We start from the raw sequence: 16,522 nt of genomic DNA, 5'->3' as shown, positions 1-16,522 counted from the left end.
TACCCCGTAGCAACTAATGCCCTGGGATTAAAAGGTAAAGGTTCGGCCCAAAGTGAACAGGACCTTGGTATCGCCGTAGGTATCCAGATCCGTGCCTTGCACGCCTAACGACATATCCAACCCCCAGCGGCTGAAATTCGCGGTGGCCTGCCAGTGAATATAATCATCATCGCCCGGCTCCCATTGCCATTTATCCTTGTCCATACTGGTGGACTTATCTATGCCCAATAGGATTGAGAACGAATCGCTGACCTGAACATTATGATTTAACATCATTATGTAATGCCCGGCACCGGTACCAAAGTAGTCCCAGGAGTACCAAAAATTCAGCGATGTGTTGCCCAAGCCCCATTTCATATAGGCTTCTGGATAATTCCCATCGCTGCTGTAACTGGCCCCATAATAAGTGTATTGGGCTACGCCGACATCAAGGTTGAGGTTGTCAGACAGGGTATAAGTGTAGCCGCCGTAGATATCGGCCTCTATTTTAGTATCATCGCCAAAATCGACATTTGACCCCCACACCCCGGCATACCAACCCTTGTTGCCAACCCAATCCAGGCTGCCTTGTAGGGCCGGATTTTCATTCGTCTGACTTACTCCATTGAACAGATAATCAGAGACAAAGCTAGTAGTAACAGACCATTGAGCCAAGGCCTGATGACTGAATAATGCGAGGGCCAGCAAAGAAATACGTGTTGGCTGCATATTGTTGTTCCTTGGTGCGTGTGCTGCGAGTGAAGGCATTTTTTCTGAGTATAGTGCATGTTCAAAGCAAGCCACTTTTTTATCAATGCTCGCATGTTGTTATTGCGGTGTATTCACTATGTTGCCGATAAAAGGTATGGAAACCTATACATAGGTGCATTTATGCACGTAGGTTGAAGGAAAATTCATCTGTATGATGCGCGCCGTCAAGAGTTGAAACCTTCAATTAAGAGGCTGTTATCCATGAAAAAATCTGCTTTAGTTCTGTTTGGTTTAGCTACCCTGGTGGTATCTCCGTTAAGCGTTGCCGATATCAATGATGATCTGCAGAATATCTGCACTATTGTTAAAAACGACGATAAAGCCGAACTGCGTAAAAAGGTAAAGCAGGTTCAGGATGACTACAATTTGCGCCTGGGTGATTACTACGATGGCATTAGCTGCGGTGGCCAAAGCCTGATCCGTTATTCCATGGAGAATAACGCTGCTGAAGTGGGTACTTTCATGATTAAGAAAATGAGCAAGAACGACCTGCAGAAAGTTGAAAAAGACGGCATGGCGTTACAGCAGTGGGCTGAAGCAAACGGCCACATCACCACGGCTATTGGTCAGGAATTGATTTCCCGTATCAGCTAACTAGCTGAAGTGGCAAAGTATTGGGCGTCATTTGTCTGTGGTCTTGACGCCTCTTATCAGATAAATGGCTTTGCCCAATTTTTTTAGCCCCGCGATAGCGGGGCTTTTTTATTGGCTGTTTTTAACCAGATCGAACATTTCCTGCTGGATATGCAACAGATAAGGATCAAGGGCCTTGGTTTTTAGCCAGGTTTGTTCAAAGGGAACTTCCACCACCTTTTGATTTCTCTCTCCGATCATAATGCCGGTTTTTCCAGCCCGGGCGGCTTCTACCGCATAGGCCCCTAGTTTTGAGGCTAGGATCCTATCCAGACTGACGGGCGAGCCGCCTCTTTGTACATGGCCGAGGATCACCGGTCGGCAGTCTATCGCGGTTTTTTCGGCTAATTGGTTGGCAAGGTCGGCCGCACCACCTGGCCAGATATTCTCTGATACCACCATGATGTAGCTGCATTTTCCGCGAATTTTTTGGGCGGTTTGAATATGCTCCACCAATGCCTGCAAGTCGGGCAGGCGATCTGTATATAGCTCGGGTAGCAACACTTGTTCGGCACCTGAGCACACCGCAGCACTCAGGCCGATAAAGCCAGCATGTCTTCCCATGACTTCTATCAGGAAAATGCGTTCAAAGGCATCGGCGGTATCGCGCACTTTGTCGATACTCTCAAGTGCGGTATCAATGGCAGTGTAATAACCAATGGTGGCATCTGTGCCGTTGATATCGTTGTCAATAGTACCGGGTAATCCAATGATAGCCCCTGACCAGAATTGGCTAAGATGTACCGCACCATGAAAAGAGCCATCTCCACCAATAATAATCAGTGCGTCAATCTCCAACGCCTGCAAGTTTGCCGCGGCTTGTTGCCCCCCTTCTTCGGTTTTAAAAGGTTTGCAGCGGGCACTTTTTAAGATAGTGCCACCACGTTGAATTATGTTGTTCACATCAGAGGTTTGCAGGACTTGGTATTCCTGCTCCAACAAGCCGTTAAATCCATGCCGATAACCAATAACATCCAAGCCGAAGTAGTGACCGGCCAGAACGATGGCACGAATGGCGGCATTCATACCTGGGGCGTCACCGCCAGAAGTTAATACTGCTATACGTTTCATTTCAGCTCCCTTGTATTGCTAGCTTCTAGCATAAACGCCAGTATAAGGCTGCCGCTAGTTGTATGGACAACTTTCTCATCTTCAGTAACAACTTACCCATTGTTTCAGGATGCTCGGTTGCTACACTCGCTAGAAAAGGAGAGGTTATGGCAAGAATTCTCGCGGCAATTTTGCTGGTACTGGGTTTGAGCGGTTGCTCAACCACTTTTGTATATAACAATCTGGATTGGTTGGTGCATTGGTACCTAGATGACTATGTTGATCTCAATCGGGCGCAAAAGAAGCAGTTCGACAGCAAAATGGCTGACTGGTTGGTATGGCACCGTAATCAGCAGTTACCGCGTTACCGGGATGACTTACAAGCCTTAAGGCAACAATTGGAAGCCGGGCAGATGAGTGAACCTCAGTGGCAGGAGGTGTTCGCCAGAGGCCGTGGACATTGGATGTCATTGTTAAATTACCTTGCTGCGGATCTGACCGACTTGGCGCTATTGTTAACGGATGAACAGATTGAGGCGTTATTTACCGAGTTGGACAAGCAGCAAGTTGACAGAGAGCAGCAGCGCAACGAATTCAGCCCTGAAGAGCGCCTGGCGCGGGATCTGGAAAACCGTGTGGAGGATTTGCAAGAATGGACCGGCAGACTGAGCTCGGCACAAAAAGCCGAGGTGGCTAAATGGAACGAGGGTTTTCAGCCAACTTTTGAGGCACGTATGCTTTATCGTCGCAGTTGGCAGGCTCAGGCCAAGCAAATGCTGCTGAGCAGGGACGACAGCCAATCTTGGCGGAAAGGGTTTATGGATTTACTGGTCAGGCCGCAACAGTTTCAATCCGCACAGTTACAGCAAGCCGATGAACATAATCGTCGCCATTATGCCCAGATGTTGGTCAGCGTGGCAGAGCAGCTAAGCGATAAACAAAAGCGCCATGTGCTGCGTGAATTGCAGGCACGCATTGACGACCTTGACGATCTGATGGCGCGATGACTAAGCCAGCCCACTTTGATCTGGTTATTGCCGGCGCCGGTATCCTTGGTGCTGCCTGTGCCTGGCAATATGTGCAGCGTTACCCGGGTAAGTCAGTATTGGTTGTTGATAAAGAAGGCCAGCCTGCCAGTCATCAAACCGGGCGCAATTCCGGGGTAGTTCATGCTGGCGTTTATTATCCTGCAGACAGTTTAAAGGCCAGGTATTGCCGTCAGGGGCTACAGGACACTTTGGCTTTCTGTCGTCAGGAAGACATAGCCTGGCTGCAATGCGGTAAGTTAATTGTGGCAACGGACGAGACGGAGCTTGCCCGGTTGCAACAACTGGCTGTCCGCAGTCAGGAAAATGGTTTATCGCCCCAGTGGCTGGAAACCGCCGAGTTAAGCCGAAGGGAACCTGCTATTCGTGGCACGGCTGCCATTTTTGTCGAACAGACCGCCATTACTGATTATCCGGCTATTACCCGCCGGATGCTGAGTAAGGCCGTCAGTGGCGGCGCTGAACTGTGGTTTAATAGTGAGCTAAAGGGGATTAGTGAACAGCCAGATCAAGTGACTTTGCGCTTGTCAGACGGGCGGCAGGTAAAAGCGCAGCAGTTTCTTAACTGCACGGGGTTGATGGCTGATCGGGTTATTAGCATGCAGGGACTGGAAAGCGATTTTCGCATTCTGCCTTTTCGTGGTGAGTATTACCAATTGCCGCCAAAGTACAACCAGCTGGTTAACCATTTAATTTATCCGGTGCCTGATCCGGCCTTGCCCTTTTTAGGTGTGCATTTAACCCGCATGATTGATGGCACTGTCACAGTGGGGCCCAATGCGGTGCTGGCATTAGCCAGAGAAGGCTATAGTTGGGCGGATATCAATTTGAAAGATTGTTGGGATAACCTGACCTATCAGGGATTCTGGCCGCTGGCAAAACGCTACTGGCGAAGTGGCCTGAATGAATTACACCAATCATTACGTCAATCCGAATATCTGAAACTCGTACAAAAGTACTGTCCACAAATCAGTGTTGAGGATTTATTACCGTACCGGCATGGGGTACGCGCTCAAGCGGTGTCCGATAAAGGCGAGTTGCTACATGACTTTCGCTTTGTTGAAACCCAGCGTACCTTGCATGTGGGTAATGCTCCTTCACCTGCCGCCACATCGGCTATTCCTATTGCCCGCGCCGTGGTGGACAAGTTGATGGGATAGTTCGTTTATATCGAAAGGTTTCATGATTATCTTGCGCTGTTTATTCGTTTCTTATTCTCTTACATTGGGTTCTATAGCACTCTTCGGGCAGCAATCATGCAAAGACAAGTAAAGCAATTGGTAACGGGCATTCCAACCCAGGATGGGGCGGGGGTGACACTGACCCGAATTATTGGTCAGCCGGCATTACCCCGCTTGGACCCTTTTTTAATGCTGGATGAATTTGGTTCTGACCAGCCACAAGATTATCTGGCGGGTTTTCCACCTCATCCTCACCGTGGTTTTCAGACGGTGACTTACATGCTGGCTGGAAAAATGGCCCATGCGGACTCGGTAGGCAACCGAGGCCTGATTGAAACAGGTGGTGTGCAATGGATGAACGCCGGGCGAGGCATCATTCATGAAGAAATGCCGCAGCAAACCGAAGGTTTACTACGCGGTTTTCAACTGTGGGTTAACTTACCGGCCAGTGAAAAAATGTCTACCCCTGGATATCAGGATTTAGCGGCAGATAAGATCACCGAAGTAACAGTGCAACCAGGTATTAAAGCCAGGATTTTAGTTGGACGAGTATTTGACGCGCAAGGACCGGTTTCCACACAAGCCGTTAGCCCGCTTTTTGTCGATATTCATGCCGCGCAGGATGCTGAGTTAACTATTCCGGTTGATGCGGGACACAACGCCTTTGTCTACCCCTATGAAGGCCAGATTCAAGTTGCCAACACCGCAGTGTTAAAAGGGCAGTTGGCGGTACTTAGTGAGGGGGAAGAGGTTAATATTCAAGTCAGTACCGGGGCCCGCTTTATTCTGGTGGCGGGACGACCACTCAACGAGCCTGTGGTGCAATATGGCCCTTTTGTGATGAATACCGAGCAGGAAATCCAACAAGCGATTCGGGATTATCAAAACGGCAGGTTGGCTTAAGCCAACCTGCCGCACTATTAGTTCTGCTCTTCTTCGCGTTTGCGTGGTTCACCTATGGCACGCTCATCACCTTTACAGATGGTGTCGTACTGGTCCCGATAGTAACGGATCTCCAGACAAGCTTCCTCGTAACGCTTCTTTGCGGTCAGAGCTTGTTGGGGATGATCCTTATCCATCATGACTTTTCGCCATTCGGCACATTGCTGTTCTTGTTGTTTGACCTCAAGAATACGTTCGCAGGGGGCGTCATTACTGGTACAGCCTAATGTCAGGCTGGCCAGCAGGGCAGGAAGGATAACGTGGTATTTCATCTGTGCTCCAGGTAACTTTTTACTTTGTCTTTAATGCTGTCGAACTTGGTTTGGTGGCTTTCTGGTAAACGCATGCCATCCACCATTCGATAAGTTTGACGACACTTCATTATTAGTGGTTGATCGGGCTTATTCATTTTTTCCATCAGCTTCAACAGGCATTGCAGCAAGTTGAGTGCAACGCCGGTATTCATCGGCGCTAACTCCTGCGCACTGAGGAATGACTGATAAGCCGCTTCATATTGCCCCTCGGCGTATTGGGATATCCCGGTACGGTTATGTTTATTGTAATTATCTCTAACTTCGTTTTGACGGCGCTCAATGTTGTTGATCAGATACTGCAGATTTGGGTCAACCGGCAGGTTACTGCTGCGCATTTGCATCAACAGTTGTCCGGTGTCCTCAAACTCGCCTAAATCAGACATTAATGTCAGGGAGTCGGGCGCCAGTGCCATGGGATACTCTTCAAAGCGCTGGCGCAGCTCATATTGAGTGGCATTTAACGCGCGTTTTGCTTCCAGCAGCTTACCGTCAATCAGATTGATTCTGGCCCCAATCAATTCTTCAAAAATATTGTAGTCAAAACTTTCCTTGGTACGGCTGAGAAGTTCATCATTACGGTTGCGCTGTAACACCAGCATGGCTTCCTGATGATAACGATTGCGTTGTTTTTTATCCTCTGCCTGGGAAGCGGCGTCCAGAATACTACGGACATAGTTACACAGGTGCGTAACACTGCGATGCACGGACTTTTTACTTTGCTCCAAAATCGCCTGGCAGCAGTTTTTGGCCATTTCAAAATCACCGGCCAGCCTGGCAATTTCGCAGCCCAGGAATTGTCTGGTTAACGAGAATGGCGCCATATTCAGCGAGGTCTGAATGGTTTTCAGAGCTTCATCCAGCTCGTTTCTTTTCACCCGGCACTGGGCCATGATATCCAGTCCCTCTACGGCGTACAGCTTTTGTGCCGCTACGCGACTGGCCAGTAGCATGGCATCGGGAATGTTACCCAGATATAAATGGGTTCTGGCTAGCGCGATATTAATCCAGGGCAACGGTTTGGCATCGCTGATGGAATTGAGTAACTGCAAGGCTTCTTCGTTGCGCTCTTCCCGCCACAGCAAGTCCAGCAGAATGGTTAAACAATATTTGCTATAGCGGTTACCAGAGCGGATCAGCTTACGGCATTCTTCAATGGCCGAGTTGTTGTCGCCGTCCATAATCTTCTGATAAATATGCTGCAGGGTATGACGCTTTTGGTAGGCTTTGGCCAGGCGATTATGCAGTTGAGATTGGGAAAACGGCTTAATGATATAGCCGTCCGGCTGCTTTTCTATGCTGCCCAGCACCATAGGGCGATCACTGTCGGCGCTGACCATCATATAAATAGTGGTGGCTTTCACCAGTTTGCGCACCCTCAGCTCTTCAAGCAGCTGATAGCCGTTCTTTTTGTCGCTGCCTAAATGCAGATCGGAAATAATAATATCGAACTTTTCCTGACGACAGGCTGCCACCGCCGATTCACCGTTTTGCACCACCACCACCGATGTGGCACCCAGGTTATTCATGATGCCGCGTAGCAAAATAAGAAAGGGTCGTTGATCATCAACGACAAGTACGCGCTTGTTGTGGTAGGAGAGGGTTGCCATCTTAGCCCGGGTTCATACATCCAGTGTTTACAGCTTCGGTCATCTTCTTTTAATCGCCCATCGAAAGCAAGCTGAATGCCACGCTAAAGTTATACGTAATGCATACGATATATCTGCTAGAAGGGTAGGGAGCGTCATGCAATCGGTAATTAACGATCTTGAATTTAGCGGTGTATTAAACCGGGCAGCCAAACCAGGCCAGGCACAAACCTTTAGTTTGTTGCTGAGTATGCTGCATCAGAATCTGCTTGAGCGACCGCAGCCAGCTAAGCCCACCTGGCCTGAAGAGCAGGGACTCTCTTCTTTGCGTCTACCCCAGGCTCCCACAGTTCCCCTTAAGGTCGAAGCTGCACATTGGCAGCAGATGCAGATACAAGGCGCGTATATTCAGCATCAACTTACCGCCTCTGCGCTGCTTTGGCAGTGTTTGCATCCTTCTCCGCTGTCCTTGCACAATGACGCCAAGCACATTGATGAAGTTGTCACCGAAAATTGTGACTGGTATTGCCGCCAGCGCCTTAGCGGTCATATCACTGAAGCTATGCAAACCGACGAGACAGCCTTATTTGAGCTGTTGGAACAACTCCATCCCGCTGCCTGAGCGGCGCGATATTTTCAGTATGGCCGAAATGGCATGTTATGCGTCCTATCGGTCACTTCATGCTCGCTGTTATAGTGCGTTCAACCAAGGGGGGCGTATGAAGCAGGTTGGCATTTTCCTTTATGAGCAGGTTCAGGCCGTTGACGTGGCGGGTGCATTGGATACCTTTGGGCAGGCCAATGCCGAACTGGAAAAGCTGGGACGACCAGCTGCATATCAGTTGCATCTTATCGGGCTTCAGGCCGGTTTAATTTGTGCCGAGAATGGCCTGAAGATGACCGTGGATATTGGACTTGGCGACTGTCCTGAACTGGACTACCTTGTTTTGCCTGGCGGTTGTGGCAGCCAGCAATTGCTGGAAAATGTCAGTTTTTTGCAATGGGTGCAAGAACGTGACATAGAACTGCAAAAGTTGCTGAGCATTTGTACCGGCGCTTTTTTGTTGGCGGCCACTGGCTTGGTTGATGGCCGAAAGGTATCTACACACTGGCGTTTCGCTCAATCATTACAAGCTATGTTTCCGGCCATTGTGGTGGAGGCCGAAGCACTGTATTGCCGGGATGGTAAGTATTACTCGTCCGGTGGGATGACAGCGGGTATAGATCTGTGTTTGTCGGTACTGGAGCAAGATCTGGGGCTGCATATGGCACAGACTGTGGCTCAGGAATTGGTGATGTACCTGCGCCGCAGCGGTAATCAATCACAATATTCACGCCCACTTAGCGTGCAAAGCAGTGAAGAAACACGTTTTATCCACTTACAACAATGGTTGTTAGATAACCTGCATGGTTCGGTAACCGCCTCTCAAATGGCTGCCGAGGTGTGTATGAGTGAACGACACTTTCGACGGCAGTTTAGCGCTCGTTTCGGATTGTCACCAAGCCGCTATCTTGAACAACTGCGTTTAGACAGAGCCAGGAGCCTGTTGCTGTGCGATGGCTACACCTTGGAACGGGTGTGTGCTGAGTGCGGTTTTGTTAGTACCAGTAGCTTCGGACGCTTATTTAAACAGCGATTTTTCACCACGCCTATGGCATTCAGAAAACACTTTGGCGTACAACAAGCCGGTAGAGGACAGGCTGGCTAACTATCCTGCCACCGTGCCTGGAATTGGGCGCAACTCAGAAGATTCATACTTTCGGCTAGAAGACGATGCTGGTGACTAACCGTACAATTTCGCTGGTCTGGTGGTTTACGAAACCCTTGTTAAAGTCTGTTGTTTTCTTGCTTTGCTCTTAGTTAATTTATTGATATCAAATAATTTAATTTGGTGTAACTGTTGCTAAGGCGTCGGCTTAAAAAGTTGTAAGGATAGTTATGCTAAGTAAAAAATTACTCAATCTGATTGCCGCTGTGGCCTTCCTCAGCCCGCTTTCATTACATGCTGCGTTAATTGTGGGAGCTAATGATGAACTGCTTGGTGCCACCGGGGTAACGGTTGGCAGTTATATCTATGATGTTAGTTTTATCGATGGTTCCTGTCAGAGTGTTTATTCGGGCTGTAACGAGATTAGCGATTTTACTTTTCAGGATTTAGCCGGTGCGAACTTGGCCTCACTGGCATTGCTGGACCAAGTTTTTCTTGGCATTTATGACACCAATCCTTCGCTGATAAATGGTTGCACTGCATCAGACCTTTGTTTTGTTGTTACTGCCTATGGTTTTAACAATACGTCAACGCATAGCGCATCTGCACGAAATGCGTCCGGGAGCGGAGATTTACTTGTCCATCAAAATTGGAGCACGGGGCATGATCAGTCAAATCCAAGTAAAGGCTCCGCTGCCAGAGTGACTTGGGCCAAGTGGTCTTTGGTTGGATTGGCCGATATTCCCTCTCAGATACCTGAGCCTTCGGTTGGGATATTGATGCTATTGGGCTTGGCCAGTCTAGGCATGTCACGCCGCCGGGCTAAGCATTAAAGTTGGTGTGTCATCGAGAAAGGCGGTAGCAATATTACCGACTTTGTTAATGGAGTAGAGAAAATAGCACTGCCGGGCAGTGCTATTTTTGTATTGCTAACGACCCATGTTGATGGTGGTGAAATTCATACTTTTGGCCAGCAGACCGTATCTGCGAGTTCTTTGTAAAATTTTAAGCAGATGATCTTCAGGCAAAAGTCGGCTTTGACAAAGAAGCTGAGTTAAAAAGTTGTAAGGATAGTTATGCTAAGTAAAAAATTACTCAATCTGATTGCCGCTGTGGCCTTCCTCAGTTCACTTTCATCACATGCAGCATTAATTGTGGGGGCAAACGATGAACTGCTTGGTGCCACTGGGGTAACGGTTGGCAGTTATATCTATGATGTCAGTTTTATCGATGGTTCCTGTCAGAGTGTTTATTCAGGCTGTAACGAGATTAGCGATTTTACTTTTCAGGATTTAGCCAGTGCTAATCAGGCATCCCAGGCTTTGTTGGATCAGGTTTTCCTTGGCATTTACGATACCATTCCATCGCTGATAAATGGTTGCACGGCGTCAGAAGTTTGTTTTGTTGCTACTGCCTATGGTTTTAACAATACGTCAACTCAGAGCGCATCTGCACGAAATGCTGACACTATTAACGATATGGTGGCGCATCCTTCAATGAGTACCCATCATGATCATTCAAACCCAAGTAACGGCTCTGCCGCCAGGGTGACGTTTGCCAAGTGGTCTTTAGTGGGGCTGGCCGATATTCCTTCGCAGATACCTGAGCCTTCGGTTTGGATATTGATGCTATTAGGCTTGGCTAGCTTAGGCATGTCACGCCGCCGGGCTAAGCAATAAAGTTTATGTGTCTTCGGCAGGGGGCGGTAGCAATATTACCGACTTTGTTGATGGGGTAGAGAAAAGCGCACTGCCGGGCAGTGCGCTTTTACTCTTTAGAGTTCATTGGCATAAGCAAACAGGGCAGGGGCACCGCCGGTATGCCAGAACAAAACCTTGTCATCGGCGCTGAAATAGCCTTTTTGGATAAGATCCAGTAGACCAGCCATGGCGCGTCCAGTGTAGACAGGGTCTACTAAAATTCCTTCTGTTTTGGCCAATAAATCAATAGCCTGACGCTCTGCATCACCAATAACCGCATAACCGCCACCCAGATAATCTTCATTCAGCAGTACATCTTTAGCATTAAAGGGTTCCAATGCCAAAGCCTCGGCGGCTTCATTGGCAAGATTGAGTACCTTGTCGGCAAATAGCAGTTCCGGCGTATCGGCTTTATCAATCCGAATACCCAGAATCTGCGAATCCAGGCCGACGAGTCTGGCACCGGCCAGAATACCGGCATGGGTACCACCCGATGCCGACGCAAATACCACATGGGTGAAACGGGTTTCGGATTGCTTAACCAACTCCAACACCGCATTGGCATAGCCCAGTGCGCCGAGCAGATTTGAGCCGCCGTAAGGCACCATATAAGGGGTTTTACCCTGTGCTTTGAGCTCGGCAATCAGCGCGGGAATGCCTTCGCCTTTGCGGTTCTCTCCTGCCCAGTGAATATGCGCACCAAGCAGGGTATCCAGCAGTAAATTGCCGTTACACTTCTCTGGCGCTTCGCCGCCCAGCACTAAATGGCATTCCAGACCCAGTTTGGCAGCCGCTGCGGCGGTTTGACGGCAGTGATTTGACTGGATGGCGCCGGCGGTAATTATGCAGTCGGCACCTTGTTCAATGGCGTCAAACAGAATGTACTCCAGTTTGCGGGTCTTGTTTCCCCCTAGCGCCAGACCGGTTAAATCATCCCGTTTCAGCCAGAGTTGCGGACCGCCGAGCTTTTCACTCAGTTGTTGCATTGGCTCCAGCGGGGTCGGCAGGCTTGCCAGTTCAATACGATTATCCAGACTCATGCCACTTCCTCTTGTCGCAATGTGAGTACCTCTACACCGGATTCGGTAACGGCGACGGTATGTTCCCACTGGGCGGATAACTTGCCGTCACGGGTTACCACAGTCCAACCATCTTTCTTGGTTTTGGTGCGATAGCCACCCTGATTGATCATAGGTTCGATGGTAAACGTCATGCCCGGCTCCAAGGTTACACCGGTGCCCGGTTCTCCATAGTGCAGCACTTGCGGGCCTTCATGCATTTGTTCACCAATACCATGACCACAATAATCTCTCACTACCGAATAACCTGCGCTCTCTGCCACCCGCTGAATAGCATGGCCGACATCACCTAAGGTGGCGCCGGGTTTGACGCATTTAATACCGGCCCACATGGCCTGATAGGTGGTGTCCACTAGGAGTTTGGCCAGTGGTGTCACCTTGCCAATCATGTACATTTTGCTGGAATCTGCCACATAGCCATTTTTTTCCAGAGTAATGTCCAGATTGACGATATCGCCGTTTTTCAGGCGCTGTGTGGCTTTAGGCATACCGTGACACACTACCTCATTAATAGAGCAGTTCAGCACATAAGGGTAGTCATACTGGCCTTTGCTGGCCGGGCGGGAAGCTAATTCATTGCAAATAAAGCTCTCAACCTTATTGTTAATGTCCATGGTACTGACACCGGCCTGAACATAGTCATCCAACATAGCAAATACTTTCGCCAGTAATTGGCCTGAGTATCGCATCAGTTCTAACTGTTCGGCATTTTTCAGGATAATAGACATTAATCAGACTCCAGTTGTTCGGCTTTCTCGGGTAAACGCAAGGCGTTGTCGGGCAATTTAATCACAGGGGTTTGTAAGATCAGGCTGTTGGGGTAGGTGATAAGCTCGCCCTGGTCACGACGAATAAGCACGTGGAAAGTGGTTATCTCCTCAATCACGCCGGACATATCAAAATCTTTATTAACGATCATAACCCGGTCACCGACCCGGTAAGGGAAGTTAAAGAATATCAAAATACCGGCGGTAATATTTGCCAGGATAGACCACTGCGCGACCAGCGCCACACCCAGAATGGCGAAGGTGGACGATAAAAACACCATTAAATTGGCGTAGTCGATCCCCATGGTCACCACAGCGGCAAATAAAAACAGCCCCAGATGCGCCATATGCAAAAACTTTTTGATCATGGCCTTGCGCGTCAGGCTGGCGTCTTTGGTTTCTACCACCTTTTGCACAAACATTTGGATGCCAGTGCGGCTGATAAAATACAGGCCCAGCAGCGCCAGTAAGATCAGTATTTTAGTTTGCATCCTTTCCTCGTTAACTGATGGATTTGTTGAGCTTTATTTTCTTCGCCTGCTGGCGTTTACGCAAACGAATGTTGAGCATTTCCACCGCCACAGAGAACGCCATGGCAAAGTAGATATAGCCTTTGGGCACATGTACGTCGAAACCTTCAATAACCAAGGTGAAACCCACCATGATCAGGAAAGACAACGCCAGCATCTCAAACATGTCGACTCCTAAAAAAAACGCGGCCAGTATAACTGGCCGACGTTAGTGGGTGTGCTCGCTGAGGATTATTTCTTAACCCATTGACCGTCAAGCAGTATGTAGTGTCCGGCAGAGGTTTTTTCAACGGCTTTCTTACCTGCCAGCGCTTCGACCTGGGCTAAGGAAATACCATTCTTCTGGGCCAACTCCTGGTATTTGGCTTTACGTTTTGCGTTAACGTCTTTTACCAGTTCAGGGACTTCGGGCGCACTTTTGACAATACCCAGATAACCGTCGGTTTGCTCGCCGACGTAACCTTTCTGTTTGGCTTCATCCAGTTCAATAGCCATTGCCGGTAAGCTCAGCAATAAAGGCAAAGCGAACAGGGCGGATAAAATACGGTTTTTCATCATGTCTCCTTAGAACAGCTCGCTGTCTTCACTGAACAGGTTGTCCAGCTCTTTGTCGACTTTTACACGGATTTCGTGGTCGACCTTCACATTCAGGTTAATGGTAATAGGTTCCTTGGTTTCCACCTGGACCCTATGGGTACACGCGCCTAGCATTAGCACGGCAGACAGTAACAATAAGCGTCTCACAGCGTTTTCCTCATTTAATTTTCTCTTGCACTTTCTTTTGTACCTCATCCCCCAGTTGCAGGGCCCGTAACAGGGTGAAGAGGTTTTCTTCATGGGTATAGTTAAAGTTCACATCCTGTTTTTGGCCAGGATTATGTCCTTTTATTTTCATTTCCAGGTTTAACCAACCATCGGGCTTTAAGTCTACCTTGCTGGTTACCGAGGAAATATCCAAATTCTTCAGCGCTGACAAACTCGGTGCCAGGGTTGGCTGACTGGCCAACAAATCTTCAAATGCCTGGTTATCATAAATCAGTAACTTTGCGGGTCCCTCGTTATAGAGGCTACCACCCTGTACCTCAATTTGTTTACCTGCAAGTTTAATAGGCACATCAACATTGATTCTGCCTCTGACCTCAATGCCTGACTCTTTGCCCAGGCTGGCAAGCTGCTTCGCATCCAGACCTTTGAGATGCAATGTCAGTTGCTGCGGCTGTTCGCTTAGCTGTAGCCGAGGGAGAAGAAAACTGCCATCTAACAAACTTCCGGACAGATCCTGTATCCGCAGCCCTTGTTCATCGGCCATCAGTTGACCGCTGATATCCCTTATCGCCACGCCCACGTCAACTGAGGCTATGTCTAGCCTAGCCGGAGTCAGATGAAGGTTACCTGAATGCTGGCTAACCTGTGCCGCTAAATTAATCTCCTTGACCTGGTAATCCTGGTAGCTCAAGGACAAAGACGCGATATCCAGTTCGCCACTTAGGGTTTCGTTACTGAGGTTGTATTTAGCCTTGGCGCCAAGTTTGCCTTGCGTGAAGCTTAGCTGTGGCAGCAAAGGGCGGGCAAAGGCCGTAAATCTGGCGGCATTTTGGGGCGGCAGCGTCAGGTTAATCTGTTCCTGAACTTGTTCAACCTGACCATGCAAGCCAGACGCCAATTGCCACCTATGCAAGGAGCTGCCTTGCAAAGGGGCAGCCAATGGCAGAGTGGCCTCGTGACTCAGACCGATGTCCGCCAGTTTCCATTTATCCAGTTGAAGCTGTTTGATTTGGCTGCTACCAGAGAAGGTGAATAAAGCATCTTGCAGACTAAATTGCTGCTGGTGACGCAGCGTTGAAGCCAGGCCTTGCCCTGTGGTGACAGTATCCAAAGTCATTTCCAACTGCCCTTTGGCACTGCTAAGGTCGGCCGATTGTGCAGACAAGCTTGCCGATAATTTGCCCAGCACATTGTCTTTGAAGTGACCTGTGGCCATTTTTATGCTGGCAGTTATCTCGCCCCCCTGTTGCAGGTCGTAGGTAAAATCGCTGGTCAGCATAATATTATCAGCCTGCCAGTCTTTACCTTGCCAGGTTTTGGCGCTTATCTGCCAGTCTTGCCCGCTAAGTTGATACTGCGGCTGGTCGGTGGACAACTGCAGCGCAAATTGCCCCTGACCTTGTATGGCCAGTGGAAACAGTGCGGCTTGTTGTGCGTCGGGAGTGAGCGTGCTGGCGAGTTGATACTGTCCTGTCAGCGTTCCAGGTGATTGCCAGCGTAGGTCATCTAAGGTCAGTTGTCCGGTGGTATTACCCGCAAGCACAACTTGCAGGTGAGGAACAGCCAAGTGCTGCAGGCTCAATGTCGCAGGTTGAGGCACGGTTATCTGTATCTGGCCTGGTTGGTATGCATTGGCTATGGCCTGGGGTAACTGGCACTTCCCCGTGACGAGGTTCAGGGGCAGGGCAGATAAATCCAGCTGTCCTTGTAAACCGATAATATCCAGCGACAAGCCAAGTGTTCCCTTTGCGGCAAGTTCAATCTGACAGTCCTGCTCTGCGAGTGCATAGGGAAACGCCATCGCCAGTGCGTGCTGGCTGGTGACATGCTGTCCATCAAAGTTGATCTGACTTTGAATCAAGCTGGTCAGAAGTTCTGGTGGTAAGGTGGCGGGGAGCGGTAAATAGTCAGCCAGATCCGCTAAAGACCAGTCAATATTAGCCTGAGCATGGTTATCGGCTAATGAAATGCTTGCTTGCCAGGGGCCGTCCAGCTTTAGTTTACCTTGATCGTACTGCACCGCTAATTCCAATGGCTGGCGCAGCATGGGGCTTTGCAGGTTTAGGGCCGCGATGCTGACCGACGGTAGCGTTGGGATCTGCCAGCGTAACGGCTGCATTTCTGTTGCGGCTGGCTGGTTGCTGGGCTGGTGTATAACCGTTAATCGGGCAACCCCTAGTGCCTCACCGTCGTAGCTTAGGTGCTCGCCGCTAAGTGTAAAGCCGGCACCGCTTAGACAAAGCTGTTGAGCCTGTACTTGCCAGCGCCCGGCTTGACGAGTCAGGGAAAATTGCAGGCAATCCAGCCTGAGCTGATAGGGGGCCAGGTAATGATTGGTCAGCGAGACGGCGAGCGGGTGGCGAAAGCCATAAAGCAGCGCAATGATGATCAGGATAGCTATCATTATCCCACTTACCCATTTAAAGGCTGCCTTCATCGAATCCCTGCTTGCCTGCACATAAAGGCCAAT

At 49.3% G+C, this 16,522-nt stretch carries 19 protein-coding genes; 8 read left to right on the top strand and 11 right to left on the bottom strand.

Features of this window, described 5'->3' with window-relative positions; translation table 11 throughout:
• Window positions 1-27: 27 nt before the first annotated feature.
• A complete protein-coding gene (locus IEX02_RS11815; RefSeq protein ID WP_188695117.1) occupies window positions 28-708 on the bottom strand; it encodes a TorF family putative porin in 681 nt (226 codons plus the stop codon).
• 243 nt (window positions 709-951) lie between these two features.
• Between IEX02_RS11815 and IEX02_RS11810 the strand changes: the two genes are divergently transcribed.
• Window positions 952-1,344: a DUF3718 domain-containing protein gene (locus IEX02_RS11810; protein ID WP_229702201.1), complete on the top strand. Its 393-nt coding sequence runs from the start codon at window positions 952-954 to the stop codon at window positions 1,342-1,344.
• A 108-nt stretch (window positions 1,345-1,452) separates the two neighbouring features.
• Here IEX02_RS11810 and IEX02_RS11805 read toward each other — a convergent pair whose 3' ends face one another.
• Window positions 1,453-2,454, bottom strand: a complete 1,002-nt coding sequence (locus tag IEX02_RS11805; RefSeq protein WP_188695112.1) for an ATP-dependent 6-phosphofructokinase — start codon at window positions 2,452-2,454, stop codon at window positions 1,453-1,455.
• Window positions 2,455-2,600: 146 nt separating this feature from the next.
• On the opposite strand from IEX02_RS11805, the gene IEX02_RS11800 reads away from it, so the two are divergent.
• From IEX02_RS11800 to IEX02_RS11790, 3 genes are all read left to right on the top strand, one after another.
• Entirely contained in the window at window positions 2,601-3,440 is an 840-nt protein-coding gene (locus tag IEX02_RS11800; RefSeq protein WP_188695110.1) for a DUF6279 family lipoprotein, read from the top strand.
• Window positions 3,437-4,639, top strand: coding sequence for an L-2-hydroxyglutarate dehydrogenase (lhgD, locus tag IEX02_RS11795; RefSeq protein WP_188695107.1), 1,203 nt, complete (start codon window positions 3,437-3,439; stop codon window positions 4,637-4,639). The genes IEX02_RS11800 and lhgD overlap by 4 nt, the downstream gene beginning before the upstream one ends.
• 96 nt (window positions 4,640-4,735) lie before the next feature.
• Complete coding sequence (locus IEX02_RS11790; protein ID WP_188695104.1) at window positions 4,736-5,563, top strand: pirin family protein; 828 nt, start codon at window positions 4,736-4,738, stop codon at window positions 5,561-5,563.
• 17 nt (window positions 5,564-5,580) lie between these two features.
• On the opposite strand, the gene IEX02_RS11785 is transcribed toward IEX02_RS11790, so the two are convergent.
• Entirely contained in the window at window positions 5,581-5,874 is a 294-nt protein-coding gene (locus IEX02_RS11785) for a hypothetical protein (protein ID WP_188695101.1), read from the bottom strand.
• On the bottom strand, window positions 5,871-7,523 hold the full coding sequence (locus IEX02_RS11780; protein WP_188695099.1) for a response regulator: 1,653 nt from the start codon (window positions 7,521-7,523) through the stop codon (window positions 5,871-5,873). Before IEX02_RS11780 ends, IEX02_RS11785 begins: the two co-directional genes overlap by 4 nt.
• A gap of 136 nt (window positions 7,524-7,659) precedes the next feature.
• On the opposite strand from IEX02_RS11780, the gene IEX02_RS11775 reads away from it, so the two are divergent.
• From IEX02_RS11775 to IEX02_RS11760, 4 genes are all read left to right on the top strand, one after another.
• Window positions 7,660-8,124, top strand: a complete 465-nt coding sequence (locus IEX02_RS11775) for a VC2046/SO_2500 family protein (protein ID WP_188695096.1) — start codon at window positions 7,660-7,662, stop codon at window positions 8,122-8,124.
• A gap of 97 nt (window positions 8,125-8,221) precedes the next feature.
• Complete coding sequence (locus IEX02_RS11770) at window positions 8,222-9,211, top strand: GlxA family transcriptional regulator (protein ID WP_188695094.1); 990 nt, start codon at window positions 8,222-8,224, stop codon at window positions 9,209-9,211.
• Between the two features lie 230 nt (window positions 9,212-9,441).
• Entirely contained in the window at window positions 9,442-10,044 is a 603-nt protein-coding gene (locus IEX02_RS11765) for a PEP-CTERM sorting domain-containing protein (protein ID WP_188695091.1), read from the top strand.
• A gap of 243 nt (window positions 10,045-10,287) precedes the next feature.
• Window positions 10,288-10,890 (top strand): PEP-CTERM sorting domain-containing protein, encoded by a 603-nt coding sequence (locus IEX02_RS11760; protein WP_188695088.1) that lies wholly within the window; start codon window positions 10,288-10,290, stop codon window positions 10,888-10,890.
• Window positions 10,891-10,985: 95 nt separating this feature from the next.
• Here IEX02_RS11760 and IEX02_RS11755 read toward each other — a convergent pair whose 3' ends face one another.
• The 7 genes from IEX02_RS11755 to IEX02_RS11725 are packed head-to-tail and all read right to left on the bottom strand — an operon-like array spanning window position 10,986 to window position 16,489.
• On the bottom strand, window positions 10,986-11,951 hold the full coding sequence (locus tag IEX02_RS11755) for a D-cysteine desulfhydrase family protein (RefSeq protein ID WP_188695085.1): 966 nt from the start codon (window positions 11,949-11,951) through the stop codon (window positions 10,986-10,988).
• On the bottom strand, window positions 11,948-12,718 hold the full coding sequence (gene map, locus IEX02_RS11750; protein WP_188695083.1) for a type I methionyl aminopeptidase: 771 nt from the start codon (window positions 12,716-12,718) through the stop codon (window positions 11,948-11,950). Before map ends, IEX02_RS11755 begins: the two co-directional genes overlap by 4 nt.
• Window positions 12,718-13,248, bottom strand: coding sequence for a mechanosensitive ion channel domain-containing protein (locus tag IEX02_RS11745; protein WP_188695080.1), 531 nt, complete (start codon window positions 13,246-13,248; stop codon window positions 12,718-12,720). The genes map and IEX02_RS11745 overlap by 1 nt, the downstream gene beginning before the upstream one ends.
• A 10-nt stretch (window positions 13,249-13,258) precedes the next feature.
• Window positions 13,259-13,480 carry a TerC family protein gene (locus IEX02_RS11740; RefSeq protein ID WP_505625240.1) on the bottom strand — a complete coding sequence of 74 codons (222 nt, stop codon included), beginning with the start codon at window positions 13,478-13,480 and terminating at the stop codon, window positions 13,259-13,261.
• A 38-nt stretch (window positions 13,481-13,518) separates the two neighbouring features.
• The gene (locus IEX02_RS11735; protein WP_188695077.1) at window positions 13,519-13,842 is read right to left on the bottom strand and encodes a YdbL family probable chaperone protein; all 324 of its coding nucleotides are present in this window, start codon (window positions 13,840-13,842) and stop codon (window positions 13,519-13,521) included.
• 9 nt (window positions 13,843-13,851) lie between these two features.
• Window positions 13,852-13,998, bottom strand: coding sequence for a YnbE family lipoprotein (locus tag IEX02_RS20370; protein ID WP_229702218.1), 147 nt, complete (start codon window positions 13,996-13,998; stop codon window positions 13,852-13,854).
• Window positions 13,999-14,041: 43 nt separating this feature from the next.
• Window positions 14,042-16,489, bottom strand: coding sequence for an intermembrane phospholipid transport YdbH family protein (locus IEX02_RS11725; RefSeq protein ID WP_188695071.1), 2,448 nt, complete (start codon window positions 16,487-16,489; stop codon window positions 14,042-14,044).
• Between the last annotated feature and the right edge of the window lie 33 nt (window positions 16,490-16,522).

This window comes from Bowmanella pacifica, from assembly GCF_014645355.1.
Taxonomy (GTDB): domain Bacteria; phylum Pseudomonadota; class Gammaproteobacteria; order Enterobacterales; family Alteromonadaceae; genus Bowmanella; species Bowmanella pacifica.
This window is presented reverse-complemented; position numbering and strand designations above follow the sequence as displayed.